This window comes from Marinomonas maritima, from assembly GCF_024435075.2.
Taxonomy (GTDB): Bacteria; Pseudomonadota; Gammaproteobacteria; order Pseudomonadales; family Marinomonadaceae; genus Marinomonas; species Marinomonas maritima.
Map to the genome: position 1 here is coordinate 930,068 of NZ_JAMZEG020000001.1, position 19,541 is coordinate 949,608.

18 protein-coding genes, 1 pseudogene and 1 riboswitch are annotated in these 19,541 nt (G+C 44.5%); of the genes and pseudogenes, 12 read left to right on the plus strand and 7 right to left on the minus strand.

All coding sequences use genetic code 11. From position 1 onward, the window contains the following. From M3I01_RS04495 to M3I01_RS04510, 4 genes are all read right to left on the minus strand, one after another. Window positions 1-1,293 (minus strand): 2-oxo acid dehydrogenase subunit E2, encoded by a 1,293-nt coding sequence (locus tag M3I01_RS04495; protein ID WP_255894392.1) that lies wholly within the window; start codon window positions 1,291-1,293, stop codon window positions 1-3. Window positions 1,294-1,319: 26 nt separating this feature from the next. Next, on the minus strand, window positions 1,320-2,297 hold the full coding sequence (locus M3I01_RS04500) for an alpha-ketoacid dehydrogenase subunit beta (RefSeq protein ID WP_255894393.1): 978 nt from the start codon (window positions 2,295-2,297) through the stop codon (window positions 1,320-1,322). Further along, window positions 2,290-3,480, minus strand: a complete 1,191-nt coding sequence (locus M3I01_RS04505; protein WP_255894394.1) for a thiamine pyrophosphate-dependent dehydrogenase E1 component subunit alpha — start codon at window positions 3,478-3,480, stop codon at window positions 2,290-2,292. The genes M3I01_RS04500 and M3I01_RS04505 overlap by 8 nt, the downstream gene beginning before the upstream one ends. A gap of 346 nt (window positions 3,481-3,826) precedes the next feature. Then, window positions 3,827-4,723 (minus strand): LysR family transcriptional regulator, encoded by an 897-nt coding sequence (locus M3I01_RS04510; protein WP_255894395.1) that lies wholly within the window; start codon window positions 4,721-4,723, stop codon window positions 3,827-3,829. Window positions 4,724-4,847: 124 nt separating this feature from the next. Between M3I01_RS04510 and M3I01_RS04515 the strand changes: the two genes are divergently transcribed. The 6 genes from M3I01_RS04515 (at window position 4,848) to thiM (ending at window position 10,661) form a co-directional block, all read left to right on the plus strand. Beyond that, entirely contained in the window at window positions 4,848-6,050 is a 1,203-nt protein-coding gene (locus tag M3I01_RS04515; protein WP_255894396.1) for an MFS transporter, read from the plus strand. A gap of 85 nt (window positions 6,051-6,135) precedes the next feature. Further along, window positions 6,136-6,236, plus strand: a riboswitch (TPP riboswitch). A gap of 74 nt (window positions 6,237-6,310) precedes the next feature. Next, window positions 6,311-7,174 (plus strand): bifunctional hydroxymethylpyrimidine kinase/phosphomethylpyrimidine kinase, encoded by an 864-nt coding sequence (gene thiD, locus M3I01_RS04520; protein WP_255894398.1) that lies wholly within the window; start codon window positions 6,311-6,313, stop codon window positions 7,172-7,174. Then, window positions 7,164-7,955, plus strand: a complete 792-nt coding sequence (locus tag M3I01_RS04525) for an ABC transporter ATP-binding protein (protein WP_275564936.1) — start codon at window positions 7,164-7,166, stop codon at window positions 7,953-7,955. The genes thiD and M3I01_RS04525 overlap by 11 nt, the downstream gene beginning before the upstream one ends. Beyond that, window positions 7,942-8,748 carry an ABC transporter permease gene (locus M3I01_RS04530; protein ID WP_317133899.1) on the plus strand — a complete coding sequence of 269 codons (807 nt, stop codon included), beginning with the start codon at window positions 7,942-7,944 and terminating at the stop codon, window positions 8,746-8,748. Before M3I01_RS04525 ends, M3I01_RS04530 begins: the two co-directional genes overlap by 14 nt. Window positions 8,749-8,834: 86 nt before the next feature. Beyond that, window positions 8,835-9,791 (plus strand): ABC transporter substrate-binding protein, encoded by a 957-nt coding sequence (locus M3I01_RS04535; protein ID WP_255894401.1) that lies wholly within the window; start codon window positions 8,835-8,837, stop codon window positions 9,789-9,791. A gap of 84 nt (window positions 9,792-9,875) precedes the next feature. Further along, window positions 9,876-10,661: a hydroxyethylthiazole kinase gene (gene thiM, locus M3I01_RS04540; RefSeq protein ID WP_275564937.1), complete on the plus strand. Its 786-nt coding sequence runs from the start codon at window positions 9,876-9,878 to the stop codon at window positions 10,659-10,661. A gap of 78 nt (window positions 10,662-10,739) precedes the next feature. On the opposite strand, the gene M3I01_RS04545 is transcribed toward thiM, so the two are convergent. After that, window positions 10,740-11,285 (minus strand): GNAT family N-acetyltransferase, encoded by a 546-nt coding sequence (locus M3I01_RS04545; protein WP_255894403.1) that lies wholly within the window; start codon window positions 11,283-11,285, stop codon window positions 10,740-10,742. A gap of 212 nt (window positions 11,286-11,497) precedes the next feature. Between M3I01_RS04545 and thiE the strand changes: the two genes are divergently transcribed. Both thiE and M3I01_RS04555 read left to right on the plus strand, forming a co-directional pair. Further along, complete coding sequence (thiE, locus tag M3I01_RS04550) at window positions 11,498-12,112, plus strand: thiamine phosphate synthase (RefSeq protein ID WP_255894405.1); 615 nt, start codon at window positions 11,498-11,500, stop codon at window positions 12,110-12,112. 228 nt (window positions 12,113-12,340) lie between these two features. Continuing rightward, window positions 12,341-12,760, plus strand: coding sequence for a tetratricopeptide repeat protein (locus tag M3I01_RS04555; protein WP_176335872.1), 420 nt, complete (start codon window positions 12,341-12,343; stop codon window positions 12,758-12,760). Between the two features lie 61 nt (window positions 12,761-12,821). Here M3I01_RS04555 and M3I01_RS04560 read toward each other — a convergent pair whose 3' ends face one another. Next, window positions 12,822-13,721, minus strand: a complete 900-nt coding sequence (locus tag M3I01_RS04560; protein ID WP_255894406.1) for a pseudouridine synthase — start codon at window positions 13,719-13,721, stop codon at window positions 12,822-12,824. A gap of 154 nt (window positions 13,722-13,875) precedes the next feature. Between M3I01_RS04560 and M3I01_RS04565 the strand changes: the two genes are divergently transcribed. Next, on the plus strand, window positions 13,876-14,478 hold the full coding sequence (locus M3I01_RS04565) for a 3'-5' exonuclease (RefSeq protein WP_255894407.1): 603 nt from the start codon (window positions 13,876-13,878) through the stop codon (window positions 14,476-14,478). Beyond that, entirely contained in the window at window positions 14,475-14,789 is a 315-nt protein-coding gene (gene yqfB, locus M3I01_RS04570) for a N(4)-acetylcytidine aminohydrolase (protein WP_255894408.1), read from the plus strand. The genes M3I01_RS04565 and yqfB overlap by 4 nt, the downstream gene beginning before the upstream one ends. 399 nt (window positions 14,790-15,188) lie before the next feature. Here the strand turns inward: yqfB and M3I01_RS04575 are convergent, their stop codons facing one another. Then, complete coding sequence (locus tag M3I01_RS04575; RefSeq protein WP_255894409.1) at window positions 15,189-16,376, minus strand: IS4 family transposase; 1,188 nt, start codon at window positions 16,374-16,376, stop codon at window positions 15,189-15,191. Between the two features lie 859 nt (window positions 16,377-17,235). Between M3I01_RS04575 and M3I01_RS04580 the strand changes: the two are divergent. Together M3I01_RS04580 and M3I01_RS04585 are read left to right on the plus strand one after the other, a co-directional pair. Further along, window positions 17,236-18,386: pseudogene (locus tag M3I01_RS04580) on the plus strand (IS3 family transposase). A gap of 109 nt (window positions 18,387-18,495) precedes the next feature. Next, a complete protein-coding gene (locus tag M3I01_RS04585; protein WP_255894410.1) occupies window positions 18,496-19,503 on the plus strand; it encodes an alpha/beta hydrolase family protein in 1,008 nt (335 codons plus the stop codon). Window positions 19,504-19,541 lie beyond the last annotated feature (38 nt).

A 19,541-nucleotide genomic window follows, 5' to 3' on the forward strand; every position in this document is an offset into this window, starting at 1 on the left:
TCATCTTAGTTGAGTCAGCATGGTCAGTGGGTTTTCCAAATAGGCTTTCCAATGGTTGCAAAAACGCGCCATGGTAGCGCCATCAATTATCCTGTGATCACCAGACCAGCTGACTTGAATGATTTTACGTGCTTCCACCAGACCATCGGCGTTAAAGCGCGGTAAGGTTTGCATACGGCCTAAGGCCGCAATGGCCACTTCCGGTTGGTTGATAATGGGTGTTGCCACTGTGCCTCCTAAGGCGCCAATGTTTGACAGGGTAATAGTGCCACCTTTCATCTCATTGGGCGCTAATTTCCCCTCACGGGCGGCGGTTGCCAGACGGTTAATTTCCAAGCTTAGTTCGAGTAACGAGAGATGTTGAACGCCTTTGACATTAGGCACTAACAATCCCAATGGGGTATCGGCGGCCATGCCAATATTGATCTCACTCAGATAGGTAAGCTCGCTGCAGGTTTCGTTGACTCGGCTATTGAGTAAGGGGAAATGCGGCAATGTCAGCGCCAGTGCTTTCATAAAAAAGGGCAGCATGCTGAGCTTGGCGCCGTGGGCGGCAAATTCCGCTTTTAGCTCTATGCGCAAGGCGTCTAAGAGGGTCACGTCCAACTCTTCCATATAGGTAAAGTGGGGAATCTGCTGTACCGCTTGGGTCATTTGCTTGGCCATAACCGCACGGATGCCCTTGATGGGTTCACTGCGGTCACCGCTCATACTGGCGGCCGTTTTATCACTAGGAGGGACAAGGTTCAAGGAATGCGAAGCGGCCGTTTGCGTTTGCGATGGCGCAGCGGACAAGTCTTCTTTCGTTACTCGGCCATTTTTACCTGACCCTGCCACTTGGCTTAATTCGATATTGCATTCACGGGCTAAGCGGCGCACCGCTGGACTGGCGATGGCTTTACCACTCTGGGCTAATAAAGGGCAAGGTGCTGAGTCGCTGGCGCGATTAACACTCTCAGCTTGCTGTTCTCCGGCCCAGTTTTGCGTCTGTGACTGTGACGCAGCGTCAGTAGCCGCTAGTTCGTCTGTTGCCTGCTCCTGCGAAGGTGTTGCGCTGGCGACTTCTATTTCAAATAAGGGTTGATGAACTTTGGCTATTTCCCCTTTGGCGTAATACAGCTTGCTGATGCGGCCCGTGTACATGGAGGTGATTTCTACTAAGGCCTTGTCTGTCATCACATCGGCCACGGATTGATCTTCCACAATCTGCATGCCTTCTTGAATATGCCAGTCTACGAGTTCGCATTCGATGATGCCTTCACCGATATCCGGCAGAATAAAGTCGATTTTCATTGCTGTGCTCCTGTCAGTATCGATGGTTAAAACGTCATGCTGGCGATGATGGCTTCATAGGTTTTAAGGTGGTCTGGCATATATTCTTTTTCCAGCGCCAGCGGGAAAGGGGTGTCTAACCCAGTCACCCTAACGATGGGCGACTCTAAATATAAAAAGCATTGCTGCTGAATTTCGGCGGCAATTTCGGCGCCAAAACCACAGGTGCGGCTAGCTTCATGATTGATGATCAAGCGGCCAGTTTTGCGCACGGATTCGGCGACTAGATCGCGGTCCCACGGTAACAGGGTGCGTAAATCAATGACTTCGCAGGAGATGTCTTCTTGTTCCGCCATATCGGCGGCTTTTTCAATGGCCTCCATTTGAGCGCCCCATGCCAACAGCGTAATGTCGCGGCCGCTGCGGACGATTTCCCCTTTGCCCAGCGGTATTTGGTAATCCCCATTGGGGACTTCGCCAATGGAAGCGCGATAGAGCTTTTTGGGTTCAAAAAATATGACGGGATTGTTGTCTCGAATGGCCGCCAATAATAAGCCCTTGGCTTGTTCTGGATTACGCGGTACCACCACCACTAAACCTGGGGTGTGGGTAAAATAGGCTTCTGGCGATTGCGAATGATAGAGGGCCCCGTTGATACCGCCGCCGTAAGGAGTCCGTATGGTCAGGCGGCCCACATTAAATTCATTGCCCGAACGATAACGGAACTTGGCGGCTTCATTGACGATTTGATCGAAGGCCGGAAAAATGTAATCGGCAAATTGTATTTCGGCAATGGCCGTCATACCTTGCGCGGCAACACCATTGGCAAAACCAATAATGCCTTGCTCGGTTAATGGGGTATTAAAACAGCGTTGGACGCCATGTTTGTCTTGCAGTTGGCTGGTGGCGCGAAAAACGCCGCCAAAATGCCCCACATCTTCGCCGAAACAAAGGGCGCTTGGGTCTGTTGTCATGGCAATGTCTAACGCGCTATTAATGGCTTGTAATAGATTCATCTTACTCATTGCCAAACCTCCATGCTGTTTTTTTGTAGGCGTCCGGGTATTTACGGATATGTTGTTCTAGGGCGGCCTGTTGTTCTTGTAAGTGCCAAGGTTGGCTTTCATAGACATCATTAAACAAATCTTCCAACGGTGGCGCGGGTACTTTTTCGGCGCGTTTCATTGCGTCTACCACGGTTTGGCGGTGATGCTGTTGGCGGGTTTCTTCTTGGCTTTCATCCCACCAGCCTTGCAGTATCAGCCAATGCTTCATACGGGACACTGGGCATTTTGCCCGCCAAGTGTCTTCTTCGGATTTATTACGATAACCGCTTGGGTCGTCTGAGCTGGAATGCGCCCCAAGGCGATAGGTCATGGCTTCGATCAATACCGGTTGGTGATGTTCCACGGCAAGCTTACGGGCTTCTTGGGTGGCTTTGAGTACGGCCAACACATCGTTGCCATCAACACGAATGGTTTTTAAGCCATAGGCAACGCCTCTTGGCGCAATGCCGTCGCCTGCGTATTGCTCATGGGCGGGTGTGGAAATGGCGTAACCATTGTTGCGACAGAAGAAAATAAGCGGCACTTTGAAAACTCCCGCCATGTTTAACGCCGCATGGAAATCCCCTTCAGAGGCGGCGCCTTCACCGAAATAACAGATCACACAGTTGTTTTTTTGTTGGGCTTTTAAGGCAAAGGCATAACCAGTGGCTTGAGGTAATTGTGTGGCTAAGGGCGAGGAAATGGTCATGTAGTGGAGTGCATTAGAACCATAATGAATCGGCATTTGTCGCCCTTTGCCTAAATCCTTTTCATTGGAAAAAATCTGGTTCATAAACTGATCGGGTGTAAAACCACGAAAGGCCAGTGACCCTTGTTCGCGGTATTGCGCCATGATCATATCGTCGTCCACCAACGCCGCGGCGCTGCCAATATCGGCGGCTTCTTCACCAGTTTCTGTCATGTAAAAGCTGATGCGGCCCTGACGTTGTGAGGCGAGCATGCGCTCATCAAGGGCGCGGATAAATAGAAAGGTATCGTAGATTTTTAGTGCCAGTGTTTGATCAATATCTGGCATAGCGGCATCAGGGTAAAGCGTGCCATCGTCTTTTAGTATACGCAAAGTCGGTATAGTAAGAGATGAGCTATCAGAAAATACAGGGCAATGCACGATCGGCGCATCTGTCTTGCGATTATCACTCATAGTTGACCTTCTCATTTTTATTGTTATGTCTATCGATTGTGTCGGTAGCATGGTGCATAGAGATGGGATCACCAAAAATATGCCTACCGACTTTAATACCGAATGGCTATCTGTGTAAAGATTAGTCTAGTGAAGCTTTGGTGATTTTTTAAGGCAGACAGTACAAGGATTTAGACGCAGAATAGGGTTCGATTTTTTGGGATTTATTTAATTTCTTTTAAATCAGGTGTTTATGTATTCTTTCGGATTTTTAGGGGTGAGATTTAATTGGCATTAATAACGTATAAAACGCCTGTTTTAGTGTTATCAAGCCTGTTGAGGGACAGATATTGTCACTCGACTAGGCTTACCTTTGCTGTGGATTGGCGGATTCGCATCCATGTTCACTAACAAAGTCGAGAAAAGCGCGGTTAGCTTTAGAAAGGTAACTGTCTTTTCGCCATGCGATTCCAAGGTCTAACCAGATGGGTGGATCAAAGGAGCGTGTGATCAGTTGGTCGTCTTCCTCTATTACCATAGCGAGTAGCGTGGAAATGCCAAAGCCTTGTTGAGTGATGGATTTAATGAGCGGAATGAGGTTGGTTTCAAAGCCAATGTTAGGCGTTTTTTTACAGGCTTTGGCTAGCTTGTCGACAATTCGTCGATGAAAATACCCTTCTTTAAACATGACCAATTCTTCTTCGAAAAAAGCGTCAGGCGAGACTCGCTCTAGTTGACTAAACGGATGATCGGTCGCGACGGTCACTAACATTTCTTCTCTAATCAATGCTTGGGTTTGCAGGCTGTCCGGTAAGGTTTCAGCGACAATAACGCTTAAATCTAACTCACCATTTTCGAGCATTTTTTGCAGCTGCCAAGTTCCACCTTCAATGACTTTTAACATGATTGTCGGATAGCGGTGTCGGAATGCCATGAGAATGGGTGGGAAATAGTAAGACCCCAACATGCTGGGAATGCCCACACGAACTTCACCTTGACTCAGGCCTTTTAGCTCGCTCATTTCGAGTAATGCGTCGTCGGTTGCTTGGATGATTTTTTCGGCGTGCAAAAGCAATTTTTTGCCTTCATCCGTCAGACCGATATTTCGGTCTGCTCGGTGGATTAGGGTTAAACCTAAATCCAACTCTAACTTTTTGATTGCCATACTGACGGCAGGCTGAGCGACACCAAGCTGCTGAGCGGCTTGTGTAAAGCTCTGAGTTTTAGCAATGGCAATGAAATAACGTAGTGGCTTAATGTCCATCAATAATTCTTATGAATTGGATAAGGTAGATATATTTTATTGATAAATTGGCTGGGCGTATAGTGTGCCAATAATATTTGCCTTGTTGGGGCGATTTTCGCGATGTTGATACTGGAGTTTTGTTGTGATTGAAGTGAATAGCTCGGTTTTTTGGCGAGGAACCTTAGCCTTAGTGATCGGCTCTTTTATGGTCTTTGCCAATGTGTACGTCACTCAGCCTTTGTTGCCTATGATAGCGAACGAGTTTTCGATTAGTCCGCTTCAGGCCAGTGCCAGCTTTACGATAACGACGCTGACTTTAGGGATATCGTTACTCTTTTATGGGCCAATATCAGACGCGTTAGGCCGAAAAGGCATCATGGTGATGACCATGGTGGGCATTACGTTAACGACCTTCTTCTTGTCCTTGGTGCAAAGCTATGAGTCTCTACTGGCATTGCGAGCCTTGCAGGGATTCTTCTTGGCGGGTTTGCCTGCTATTGCAGTGGCGTACTTGGGGGATGAATATACGCCAGAAGCCTTGATGGTCGCCGTCGGTTTATACATCAGTGGCAACACGTTAGGCGGCATTGGTGGTCGTCTTATTGGTGGCTTTGTCGGTGAGTGGTTAGGGCGTTCTGCAACGTTTGGGGTGATGAGCGCTATTAGTTTGGTTTGTTTGTTGGCTTTTTTCTTTTTATTGCCTAAATCACAACACTTTGAGCCCAAGCCTTTGCGAGTCGGTCATATCTTGATGAATATGAAGGATCATCTACAGAATCGCCGTTTGCTAACCTGCTATTTAATTGGTGGGTTTAGCTTCTTTATTTTTATCAATCAATACAGTTATGTCACCTTCGTACTGGAAGCGGCACCTTATAACTTAACGGCAAAATACGTCGGCCTGCTATTTTTAACGTATTTGTCTGGCACCTTAGGGTCGGCCATATCGGGGAAGCTTGCGAAACGTTGGAGCCAACCTAACATTATAGTATTAGGCACCTGCATTTTTATGTTTGGTTCTTTAGTGACACTGGGAGGTTCTTTAATGGCCATTATTATCGGCTTACTCATTAATAGTTTTGGCTTCTTTTTAAGCCATTCGACGGCCAGTAGCTACGTGAGTCGAAACGCGAAACACGCCAAAGCCAGTGCGTCTTCTTTGTATTTAGTATTTTATTATTTAGGCGCCAGTATGGGTGGTTTTTATCTCGATCCGTTCTGGCAAGCCAATGGCTGGACGGGTGTCATCATGGGGTCTTGGTTGGTACTAGGTGTGGTGGCGCTTGCTGGTGTGAGCTTGATCAAAGACAACAAGCGTACGGTGCAAATTACGGCGACAAGTTAGTGTCATCATACCGCTTTACTGTCTGGTTCTTTGTCTAACTTAAATTATCCTTTGTTGCGCTTTCGATGAATCTTGTTAGTATTGCCGCCTATAGTCGGGGGGCCGTTAAGGCTGAGATTGCATATTTGCAGACCCGTTGAACCTGATTCAGTTAATACTGGCGTAGGGAACTATACATCTTGTTATTGATGATTGGTGATTCTACTCCTATCTTAATGTAACTTGATTTAGTTCCAGAACGCCCGTTCTTGGAGCTTTATATGCCGAGTGATATCACAACCCCTTCTGCTCATGTGTCTAAAAGTACATCTAACACGCCCATCGTTTTAACAATCGCCGGTTCTGACAGTGGCGGCGGAGCGGGCATCCAAGCCGATATTAAAGCCATGTCTGCGACAGGAAGTTACGCCTGTTCGGTGATTACCGCGATTACCGCTCAAAATACACTCGGCGTTTCTGCCATTTTCCCTATCCCTCTTGAGCACATTGAAAAACAACTTGATGCGGTATTTTCTGATCTGAATATCATCGCGGTCAAAGTAGGGATGTTGGCAGACTGCGACACAATCAAATTAGTTGCGGCAAAGCTCAAGCAATATCGCCCTAAATTTCTAGTGGTTGATCCTGTCATGGTGGCGACCAGTGGGGATCTTTTGCTAAAAATGACGTCCATTAATACGCTCAAATCCGAATTACTTCCCTTGGCTGATCTCATTACCCCCAACCTTCCTGAAGCCGCTGCATTAACGGGCTCTCTTGTGCCAACCGATGAAGCATCCATGTCGTTAATGGTCGACAAACTGCGTCAGTTGAAAATGAAAACCGTGCTGTTGAAAGGTGGGCATTTGGAAGAAGACGAAAACAGTACTGACTTTCTGATCTTTAACGATCGCCTTGAGGTCTTAACCTCACCACGTATTCAGACTCGCAATACGCATGGCACAGGCTGTACATTATCTTCAGCGATTGCCTCGTATTTGGCGCAAGGTAATGACTTGCTGCAAGCGGTTCAGTTAGGCAAAAAATACATTACTCAAGCAATCGAGCACGCAGATGAATTGCAGATAGGTCGTGGTCACGGACCGGTAAACCATTTTTTTAATGGCCACGCCAATGTCCGCTAATGTGGCGGCTTTTCCAGTCCCACAACCTTCGATTAAGATAACGATTGCTCAAGGTTGTTTACGGTATCTCGATAGTAAAACGCCTACGTTAAACCATCTTAATATGACCATGCCAGCAGGGCAGTGGACGTGTGTTTTGGGGCGTAGTGGTTGTGGAAAAACCTCGTTGTTACGTTATCTTGCCGGTTTGCTTGATCAACAAATAGAGTGGTCTGGCGAGTTAAAAATTGAACCAGCGAACCGTGCGCTGAAAGATCAAATTGCTTACATGGCGCAGCAAGATTTATTGATGCCGTGGTTGTCGGTATTAGACAACGTCTTGTTAAGCTCTAAATTCGGAGCTCGGGGAGACTTCGTCGCTTATGATCAAAAAGTACAAGCATTGACGTTGCTGGAAAAAGTGGGGCTTGCCGATCATGCCAATCGTTTACCTCAACAGCTATCGGGTGGCATGCGTCAACGTGTCGCCTTGGCAAGAACCTTGATGCAGAACAAACCGGTTGTCTTAATGGACGAACCATTTTCTGCATTGGATGCGGTGACACGCTATCGATTGCAAGATCTAGCTTGCACCCTACTGCAAGACAAAACCGTTGTTTTAATTACCCACGATCCACAAGAGGCGATTCGCCTTGCTCACCATATCTACATCATGCAAGGAAATCCCAGCACGGCGGCGTTCTTAACGACGCTTGAGTCTTCTACACCACGCACATTCGATGCCGAGGGAGCTCAGCTTCAGCAGCGAATAATGGCGTGTTTGGAGCATGATGATGGATGATCTTATTCGTACTGTTTCTAAACCACATCAAAAAGAAAATAGGAATGCGAGTCTGCATTCTGCGCTTCGTATTGTGGTGAGCTTTGTCGTTATTTTGGGATTGTGGCAAGCCGTCGTGGTTGTTTTTGCTATGCCTACGTTTATTTTGCCGGCACCTTTAGACGTCTTCGAAAAGTTACTGCAACGGCGAGAGGTTCTTTTTAAGCATACGCTGGTGACGGGGGCAGAAATAGTACTCGGCTTATTTTTAGGTCTGTTTATGGGGCTGTTTTTCGCCTTACAAATGTTGTTGTTTAAGCCGATAAAACGCTGGTTACTGCCTATTCTAATTGCGAGTCAGGCGATTCCGGTTTTTGCCATTGCGCCACTGTTGATGATTTGGTTGGGCTATGGGATTGCCTCCAAAATTGTGATGGCCGCGATCATCATTTTTTTTCCTGTCACCACCTGTTGCTACGACGGTTTACGTAATACGCCGTTGGGTTATCTCGATCTTGTCAAAACCATGGGGGCTACAAAATGGCAGAGACTCCGTCATATTCAATTTCCCGCGTCTTTACCCACGCTGGCGTCTGGAATTCGTGTCGCCGTGGTGATTGCGCCTATAGGCGCAGTAGCAGGGGAATGGGTGGGTTCTAGCGAAGGTTTGGGTTATCTAATGTTGCAAGCCAATGCGCGGATGATGATTGACGAGATGTTCGCGGCGTTGCTTATTTTATCTTTACTGTCCGTCTCACTTTATTTTGTCACCGATAGGTTATTAAAAAAATTCATTCCGTGGGGTGTTTCGTAAACGCCGCGCATTCAAATATTTCGACACGTGTTATGAACAAAAAACGATTACTCATAAAAATGCCTACTAAAAGGAAAGGAAAAGTAATGAATAAAAAAATGCTATTAAGCAGTATCGTACTTGCTGCGTCTTTGTTGTCTGTCACTGGACAAGCACAAGCAGAAGAGAAAAAACTCACCTTGATGTTAGATTGGTTTGTAAACCCAAATCATGGCCCTATCGTGATTGCCAAGCAGCGAGGTTATTTTAAGGACCAAGGTCTTGAGGTGGAAATTCAAGAGCCCTCTGATCCAAGCACGCCAGCGAAGCTAGTGGCCGCGGGTAATGTCGATTTAGCCGTATCTTACCAACCTAATTTAACCATGGATGTGGCCGCTGGTTTGCCGCTGATTCGTGCAGCAACCTTGATCGCAACACCATTGAACACGCTTACCGTACTGGACAATAACACCATCGATGGCATCGCTGACTTGAAGGGTAAAAAAATCGGTATCTCTGTGGCCGGTAACGAAGAAGCGATTGTCGGCACCATGTTGAAAACACACGGTGTGAAATATGAAGATGTACAAATCATTAATATCGGTTGGGCACTGTCGACGTCTCTTGCGTCAGGAAAAGTGGATGCAACATGGGGTGGTTTCCGTAACTTTGAAGCCAATCAATTGGCGTTAGAAGGCATAGAAGCAAAAGCCTTTTTCCCAGAAGAACACGGCGTGCCTGTTTATGATGAACTGGTCTTTGTTGCCAATGCGAACAGCTACGACAAAATGGCGATTCAAGGCTTCAATAAAGCGATCGAGCAAGCCACGATCTACATCGTTAATCATCCGCAAGCGTCATGGAACGAGTTTGTAGCGTACAAACCAGACACTTTAAACAACGAACTAAATGAATTGGCTTGGAAAGCAACGTTGACGCGTTTTGCGTTGCGTCCTTCAGCGGTAGACTTGAAACGTTATGACGACTATGCCCAATTTATGTATGACCAAAAAATCATTAGCACGTTACCAAAAGCCAAAGACTACGTGCCGAGTTTTCAATAAGTCGTTCGCGACTTTTTAGGAAATAGAAACTGGAAATCAGAACTTAGAAGCTGACGTTAAAAGTGAAAAGCAAAAGGTAACAGTATGAATATCGAGATGATTATTAACGCACTGCATGCCGTGCGTGAGCAGAAACCACTGGTGGTGAATATCACTAATTACGTGGTGATGAACAACACGGCCAACGCGTTGCTGGCTATTGGTGCTTCCCCAATCATGGCGCACTCCCGTGAAGAAATGGCGGAGATGATGTCCTTTTCCGGCGCCTTAGTGGTTAATATTGGAACCTTAGACAGCCTTTGGATACCGCGTATGATGGTCGCGGTAGAGCAAGCGAATAACCACAATAAAGTCGTTGTACTTGATCCGGTTGGCTGTGGTGCGAGTAAACTGCGCACACAAACATCTCGGCAGATTGCTGACGCTGCGAACAAGTTGATTATTCGTGGTAATGCATCTGAAATCATCGCCTTGGCGGGAGAGCAAGGGACAAGCAAAGGCGTCGACTCAACGGACAGCAGTGAAGCCGCTGTCGGTGCCGCGCAATACTTGGCAAAAACCTACCAATGTAATGTGGTTGTCTCAGGGCAAACGGATTTTATTATTACCGCTGACCGCCAAATTAAGCTTAATAACGGCCATGTTATGATGCCATATGTTACTGGAATGGGTTGCACACTGAGCGCATTAACTGGCGCGTTTGCCGCTGTCGGCGAAGAAACCGGCTTAGCGGCCGCTGCGGTTTTGGGTGTCGCGGGTGAAATCGCCGCAGAGCAATCCAAAGGCCCGGGGAGCTTACAGCTTAATTTGTTAGACGCCTTGTATTTGTTGGATGAAGAAACATTGATTCAACGGCTTAAAATGAGCTGAGGTAAAAGTTAGTGAGGGGCGATTCGCTAAATTGTTTTTTTAAATACAATGTTATCGATTAGCCCCTCAATACCAATATTATGCCTTCGTCGTAATATTGTGAGGCAGTAAAGGATGGTCATTTTCCCACACAAAAAGCATGTCATTTACCTTTTTGCCATTACCAGGCGGTTGCCATAGATTAGTTTCTTGATGTCTTGCGCCAAGACGATGATAAAAGTGTTGGGCGCCTACATTGTCTTCCAGTACTTCAAGATATAAGCCTTTGTGTTCGAAGGCGTTATCCACCCATTCTGCAATCAAATAGAGTAACTGCTTGCCAATACCTTTGCCCTGAGCAGCATTTGAAACATGCAAGTTGTCTATAAAGGTTCCCCACTGGGTACTTTCATGGCCAAAGGCGCAGATAAATCCGTATATTTCATCATTGTCTGTCGCGACGATGATGTGTTGATTTTTTTTAGGTGAAGACAAGCGACTAGCCCAAGCGTTATGTCGTTCATCCCAGACATCATGATCAAGAAAATCATCTGGAAAAATACCGCGATAGGAATTACGCCAACTTTCAGCATGCAGCTGAGCAATGCCTTCTAAATCGTCCATATTCGCTATTCTGTATTGCATTAATTGGGTACTCCCTGCTGATTTTTACTCGATCTATCGTGCGTATTTTAAATGCCACTTTACTAACGGATACTAAAGCGAATGGTTATTTCCTACCACCCTAAAGAATTCGACACGTATGAGATTAGGGTAAACGTATTCGTCATCATGTTAATATGTCTCGCATTCGACGTACTATTAATGCCATTAAATAACCAAATGTTGAGAGTGAAATGAACCCGTATCGTTTGTATTTAGTCACCGATGATCAGCAAGATCTAGAAACGTTAAAAGCCGTGGTAACAGGCGCCATTGCTGGTGGCGTGACTATGGTTCAAGTACGCGAAAAGCACGGTGACGTACGCGCTTTTATTGAAAGGGCATTTGCGGTCAAAGCCATTTTGCAGGGCACAGGCGTGCCTTTAATCATCAATGACCGAGTCGATGTTGCTTTAGCGGTGGACGCTGACGGCGTGCACCTTGGTCAATCTGATATGCCTGCAGACATTGCGCGTCGTTTGATTGGCAAAAACAAACTGCTTGGTCTTTCTATTGAAAACGAACAACAGCTTATTGACGCTGAATCCTTGCCGATTGACTATGTAGGGTTAAGCGCCATTTTTGCCACACCAACAAAAAGCAACACCAAAAAAGAATGGGGAATAGAGGGGCTGCGCAACGCCGTGGCGCAAAGCTCTTTTCCAATCGTTGCGATCGGCGGCATTAATGCGTCTAACCTAGACGCTATTATTGGCACTAACGTCGATGGCGTTGCGCTGGTTTCTGCGATTTGTCACGCGCCAAGCCCGAAACAAGCGGCAAGGGCTTTATTGAAACAGATGGGCTGAGCTTGTTTAGTCAGAAGAAAGAACAGCGCTTGGTTTTACTATCGCATTAGCCAAAAATGACAGAGATTCTTTGCTGCACATGTAAGTGGGTCGCCAGCATTAAGGGCACAAGTGAATGCTTACAGAACCAGTCGATATGCTTGAAGCGCGACAAAAGCTGTCATAAATACGCTATAAAAATTAACATACCCGTCATTGCATCGCTGAATGTCTAATATAGAGTGAATTATGAACACGAAAATATACAAAGAAGTCCTTTTTCTAGCCAAAGAATTAATGAGTTGCGCTCATAAAAAGGATCAAACTGGCTTTGATACTTATTATGAAGAATTGAAGGCAATCTGTAACGACAACGACGATACGGACAAAGATCATCCAGTACAGTGGGAAACACTGGGGGATTTCACCGATGATTTAGAATTGGCGGTTTCTATTTACGATAAAGCGCTGTTGAAAGCCGCCGCGATGAATTCAAAAGACTACCTATCATCGATTGGCTTTTCGGCCGCATTGCTGAAAATAGAATTGGGTGAGAAAGCGAGTGCCATTGAATATTTGGAACAAGCCAAAATCCACAGCAATAAAATCATCGATAAAGAACTGAAAGCTGAAATACATGACCTCTTAAAAGAGCTGAAAGAAGCGTAAAAGGCTAAATTCAAAATCGTAGACCAAGACGGCTAAGACGACGTTGATCTTGGTCTAATGGCTAGTTATTTTGGTCTAATAGCAAATCGCCGTCATAACGAAAGTGTCTAGAATGCTGAGTGATTGGATCAATAAACTGAAGTTCCTTGGCCAGTAACTGCAATGGTGCTGAATAATTATCCGCTGATTGAGGTTGTAGTTGTGGGTAATATTTATCATTCAGAATCGGCCAACCCAGTGTTTGCATATGTAGACGCAACTGATGGGTTTTACCTGTCACTGGGTGCAGTTCAAACAGTGCTTGCTGAGTTGTTTGTTGCACGCATCGAATCATCGAATGACTGTTAGCTTCGCCTTTAGTCACTTGCATGAGAAAGCGTGGTTCAGACGGCACGATACGATTCCTAATGTCCCACTTTTTATCGATTAAATGGTCATCGCTACTGATGCTTGCTATGGCCTGATAGGTTTTGTGTATTTGTCGCGTTTCAAATAACCGATGATAATCATGGCGAGTGTCTGGATTAACAGAGAACATCACTAAACCGGCTGTCACTCTGTCTAAACGGTGTAAGGCCTGTAAACTCTCAATACCTGTGCTGCGGCGTAAACGATTTTGCAGACACTCATTCACATAAATACCACCGGGTGTAACGGCGAGAAAGTGAGGTTTATAAGCCACTAAAATATGCTTATCCTGAAAGAGTATCGTTTCTTTAAAAGGAATGCGGGGTTCGTTTTCGACTTCCCTGTAATAGTAAACCCGTTGCTGTGGCTGAAAGCGTGATTGCGCGTTTATCAGTGAACCGTCGTGCCAATGTACTTTGCCATCGGCCATGCGCTGTTGCCATATCTGCGCATCAACATAAGGAAACTTAATGATTAGGTATTCTAATACGGTGACGACGCCGGGATTCGTCTGCGGTAAACTCAGTTTTGAGGGATGTTCAGAAATAGCCATTTTTTAGCCCAAACCTTCGGCTATAGCGTATGTTTGATCGCGATTATAACATGCGGTTGATCGTGCTAGGTTATGATTAGTGTTTTATAGAGGCATGGGTTTTTATTCTCTCCTCGGATTTTGGTCTAAGCATTAATAATTAAAGAGATATGATATGGAACGTCCTACTAAGGAACAGATTCTTGAGTTGCCTTTGTATGTTGGTCTTGATCTTTCAGATATCAAGATCATTGAAAATGAACAGGATGCTACAGACGCACTGAAAGAATTGGAAAACGAAACGTGCTTGGGATTCGATACGGAAAGCAAACCTATTTTTCGTAAAGGTGAGGTGAGTCCTGGACCTGCGTTAATCCAACTGGCAACGCAATCAAAGGCATTTTTATTTCCAACTCGATTTCCCGCCGCTGTTGCTGCGGTTTCGCAAATATTAAGCAATGCCAACATCAAAAAAGTCGGGTTTGGTCTTAAAGGTGATAATAAAGAGCTGCGCAATAAATTGAATATAGACATAGTCAATACGCAAGATTTATCGGTTACGTTAAAAAATTTAGCCGGAGAAAAAAACAGCATTGGCGCACGAGCCGCTGTTGCCATGGTACTAAAAGCACGTCTAGGAAAAGGCGCTCAAAAATCAAACTGGGGTGCGTATCCACTTAAGAAAAACCAGATTCAGTATGCTGCTAATGATGCACATTCGGCTATCTGTATTGAACAAACATTGAATCGAAAAAATAGTAAAAGGAAAGAGCTTTGAGCCTGTCTAAAATAACGTTTTTCGAACGATTCGAAGCCGATATATTATCAGGCAAGAAAACCATCACCATTCGTGATGAAGCAGAAAAAGACTATGCACCGAACAGCGTGGTACAAGTGTCCACCTATGAAAATGATCGATGGTTTTGCGCATTGAAAATCCAATCTGTTGACGCTATTGCCTTCAGCCAACTGTCGGAATTTCATGCCCAACAAGAAAATATGACACTGCCAGAACTGAAAAACGTCATCCAAGAAATATATCCAGATGTTGAACGCCTGTATGTGATTTCATATGAATTGATTGGTTAGGGTTTTTATTAAAGCGTCATTACAGGCGACCTACAGAATATGGGGCTTAGTCTCTTCCCCTTTCTCTTTCTCTTTCTCTTTCTTCAAGGGAGAAGACGGAAGATGGGGTCGATTGGTTTTGTCGGCTTGCGAGAAGATATTTTGAAATGACTCTGAAACGCCATAGAATCACGTAATCGACTCTCTAATAGAAAACGCGTCGAACAGATTTTATCTGTGATGCTGTTTTTTTGTAGGACGTCATGAGCGAAGCGACTATCTAATAAAAAATGCCATTGGGAACGAAGCTTTCGTTGTAGGGTAGGTCGCGGTTTTAGCCTGACGAAGGGGCGAAAAATTGGAGTCAGATAAAATAAAGTTTAATTTGTATCTGACTCTGAGGTATCCCCACAAATTTACTCATGAATAGGCTCCTTGTTTTAGCTGCTGGACTAGTTGCCTGATGCCGTCCTGCCATTCCTTTTTTGATATCTGGAAACGAGTCATAATGGCTCGTTTCCCAAGGTAAAAGTGTGACAGAACTCTTCGCTTACGTAGAGTATTCACTTGGAAGCGTTTTGCATAGCCCGCTAGCTCTATGACTTTACCGACTAAAACAAGCAGAAGCGCAGTGACAGTTGTAAGCAGGATTAAGTTGCTCAGCCGTTCTATCTTTGATGTATAACTCAACTCAAATCCCAAGCCGAATCGGCTGCTTTTCATATCGCGAAAACCTTCTTCAATTTGCATTCTCGTTTCATATGCTTTGACGCAACGTTTAGCAAAAAGACGGTTCACGGGAAGAGAAGACACTAATAACCAAGGTTCTTTTGCCCCTCTGGCTGCGGTAAGCGAAGATAAAGAAGCACGTCTTTTACCTTTTTGATTGATGGAGTGACGCCCTTTAGGTGGGCTCTTGTAAAGAACAAACTGATTGGTGATCGGACTAGATTGACGATGTTTAAGCTCTAGATGCTTAGGTTTTTGATTAGCACTAGAGAACAAAGTGGATATGCAGCGCCAAGCTTGAAGCGAGTCATCATAGTACTTACGCGGCCTTCTAACTCGTCCGACATAATCCCAGCCCTGTTTCACAACTTCATCTAACCAAGGTGTCTTAAATCCAGCATCCGTTACAATGATGGGCTTTGCTTTACTTGGAAGCAGTGCTTTTAAAACACTTAAAAATTGTCGATGTGTTTTAGGCTTTTCTTTTGTGAGCTTGTCATGCACTTCTTCATAAAGCGTAATGGATCGCCCCTCAAAAGCCGTACTGGCACGAATGAGAAAGTGTTGTCCACGAGCATCTAAATCAGACGAGTCCACGCTAATGATTGGACGCGTTTGAATCACAAAGAGTCGGCAGATATAAGCGTAAACCGATAATGCTTCGCGGTGTAAATTCGGGTTGGAGAGCAATCGGTCTGAGCGTTTAATGCGATGCTTTTCGTACGCTTTTGATTGGATGCCTCGACCGATACTAGTCACGGTGCAAAGATTGCCTTGCGCTAAGCTGAGTACACAAGCTGATAGCGCCTTGCGTCGAGTTTTATGCATATTTGGGCTGACAAATGGAAGGATTTTGTTCAGAATAGATGTCGCGTTCATGGTTCTCGTGTTTGATTGTTTTTGGCGAAATTATTGATCACCAAGGGCCATGAACGTTCCCTTCTTATGTTAACTAATTGTTATTTATATCAAATTCGTGGGGATACCTCAGTATCTGACTCCAATTATTTGCCAACCGGCTATTACTTTAAAGCCAATATGTAGATAAAAACCTAGCGCTTGCACATTTTGTTCATTTACATAGTTTTTTGAAGTGCCCAGCTCTTGAATAGCATTGGCTGACAACATAGCACCAATGCCTTATATGCGAGCATCAGGTGAGATGAACTGTATCTCAATATTACCGTCATGGACTCCGTAAAGCCCTTGAATTTCACCTTGCGCTTTTTTAGCACACCTTAACTCAACGGCATCAAAATATTGCTCTAAAAATAACGGCTTGAAATATTGGGCGCACACAATCAGGATTGCGTCGAATGTAAAAGGTGATCTTTATTGCGTTCAGTAAAGGTCGTTTCCTTGACTGGGAACGATTTTTGATAGCTTGGTTAGGTATTTGTTTACTCATCTTTGCTTAAGAAATAGTTACACATACGTTTGCCAATAAAATGAACGCCCAATGATATAAGTAACGCGTCCGTTGCAGCAGTAAAAGCTAAGATCAAAGATAAAGTAGAAGCTCCCATTTTTGGTGTTGACTCTAGGCTCAGATTATACCAAATACCTAAAAACTCGCATATTACAGCCAAAATAGTTAAGTAGATAATAAGCTTAACTTTTTCACTTCTCATGAAATGCCGACCAAAATTTCGAGATAAATGCCAACAAATAAGTGGTATGGACCCACTTTAATAGACATCTCATAGCTATATAATAATAGGTAAAAATGAGGTGAATTATGAGTGGGAAACGTTATACCGAAGAGTTCAAAATTGAAGCCGTTAAACAAGTAACAGAGCGTGGTTATAAGATTGCTGAAGTGGCTGAGCGACTTGGCGTTAGTTACAAAAGTATGCATGATTGGATTGCTCGATACCGCAAACCTGAAGCAAGTCGAAAAGCGGAAGATTCCGCTCAGTCAGAGATCCAACGGCTCAAAGCGGAGCTTCAGCGGGTGACCGAAGAGAGGGACATTCTAAAGGAGGCCGCCGTGTACTTTGCCGGGGAGTCAAAGAAAAGTACACGTTCATAAAATCACGGCTCAACGACTATTCTATTGTTGTCTTATGTCGAACACTGCAAGTCCATAGGAGCGGTTTTTACGCTTGGCTGGACTGCCCAAAAAGTCGACGCGAACAAGAAGATGACCAACTTGCCGTTACGATTAAAATGCATTGGCTTGAGAGTGGTTGTGTTTACGGCTACCGCAACATCACCAAAGACCTAAAAGGAGAAGGTAAGTCTTGTGGAAAGAATCGAGTGCTAAGAGTGATGCGCCGTGAGGGCCTAAAAGCGCTCATAGGCTACAAACGTCACCCTGTTTTTTATAGTGGCGCTGAGCGTAACACAGCGCCAAATACACTAAATAGAGAGTTTATTGTCCCAGAGCCAGATCAAGTCTGAGTAACTGATTTTACGTACATCCGGACAAAAGAAGGCTGGCTTTACGTCACCGTCGTTGTGGATCTATTTTCTAGATTGATCGTAGGGTGGTCAATGAGATCAAGAGCAACAGCGGAGTCGGTTATTGATGCTTTACTCATGGCTATTTGGCGACGACGCCCCACAAAAAGAGTACTAGTACACTCAGATCAAGGGGTTCAATATACCTCGAAAGATTGGCAAACCTTCTTAAAAGATAATAATCTGGAAGCCAGTATGAGTCGTCGTGGTAACTGCCATGATAATGCCGTTGCGGAAAGCTTTTTCTCATTGTTAAAAAAAGAAAGAGTGCGCAATCGAACCTACAAAACAAGAAGCGATGCTCGCTCAGAGATTTTTGATTATATCGAATGCTTTTATAATCCAAAGCGTCACCATGGATCAAATAATGGATTATCGCCAATGCAATATGAGAAGCGATATTTTACGGAGCTAGAAACTGTCTAGGAAACTGGGTCCATACCAATTGATATAAATTATAATGTTAAAACCCTACCCAGATCTAAAGTAATTACTTGGTTTTAGTACTTTCAACTATAATGGAGTTAAGTATTTCATGTCAGCCATCATTCTCCTAAAAGGTACAAAAATGAGTAGGTTCTTTGTTTTTATATTTGGAGTATTAATTTTCAATCCATTTAGCTACGCAGAAGAAATATTTTTTGAAAACGGACAGGATAGGTTATCAGGCCATTACCTAGAAAATACTAACGGACAGCCAGCCAAAGCAGTATTACTCTTTGTTCATGGTGATGGCGCTATGTCGTATGATGCCGATGGGTACTACGGCATTATCTGGGAGCGATTAAGGGAAAATGGATATGCCATTTTTAGCTGGGACAAGCCCGGTGTAGGTGATTCCTCCGGAAACTGGCTTGAGCAACGTATGACTGAACGTCAATCGGAGGTTCTAGCGGCTATTGATTTAGTACAAGATGAATATCACTTTTCAGCGAAAAACACAGGCTTAGTTGGTTTTAGCCAAGCTGGTTGGATATTGCCTGCTTTGGCAAATAAGCCATCAAAAGTGGGCTTTATTATAGGCATAGGGTTTGCGACTAATTGGGTTGAACAAGGTTCCTATCTTACAAAAATTCGTCATCAAATAGCCGGTAGCAATAAAAATGAAATCACCTCAGCGCTAGATGCTTACATGAAAGACATTTCGTTTTTTCAAAAAAATCCTTCTTATAGCGAATATTTAACCTATGCTGGCGAATATGCCATGGAAAAAGATCGTTATAACTTTGTCCTAAATAACTTTAATGCTGATGCACGCCATGACTATTCACAAATAAAAGTACCAAGCTTATTTTTGTGGGGTGAAAAAGATCTAAATGTAAATGCTAAGCAAGAATTTGAATGGTGGCAATCTCAGAGTAATAAATTAGTGACAACAAAACTAATAGAGAATGCAAACCATGGAATGTTGAATTCAAATTCATTCGACAGCCAAAATATGGGATTTTGGCAATGGATAAAGCTTATGTGGTTAGAGGAAGGTGCTTTTTCTCCAGATTTTCTACCTACTGTTTTGGCGTGGTTAGAACAACGAAACATCTAAGGTTTTAATCTCTAGTCATGCACGTTACTTAAACGGAC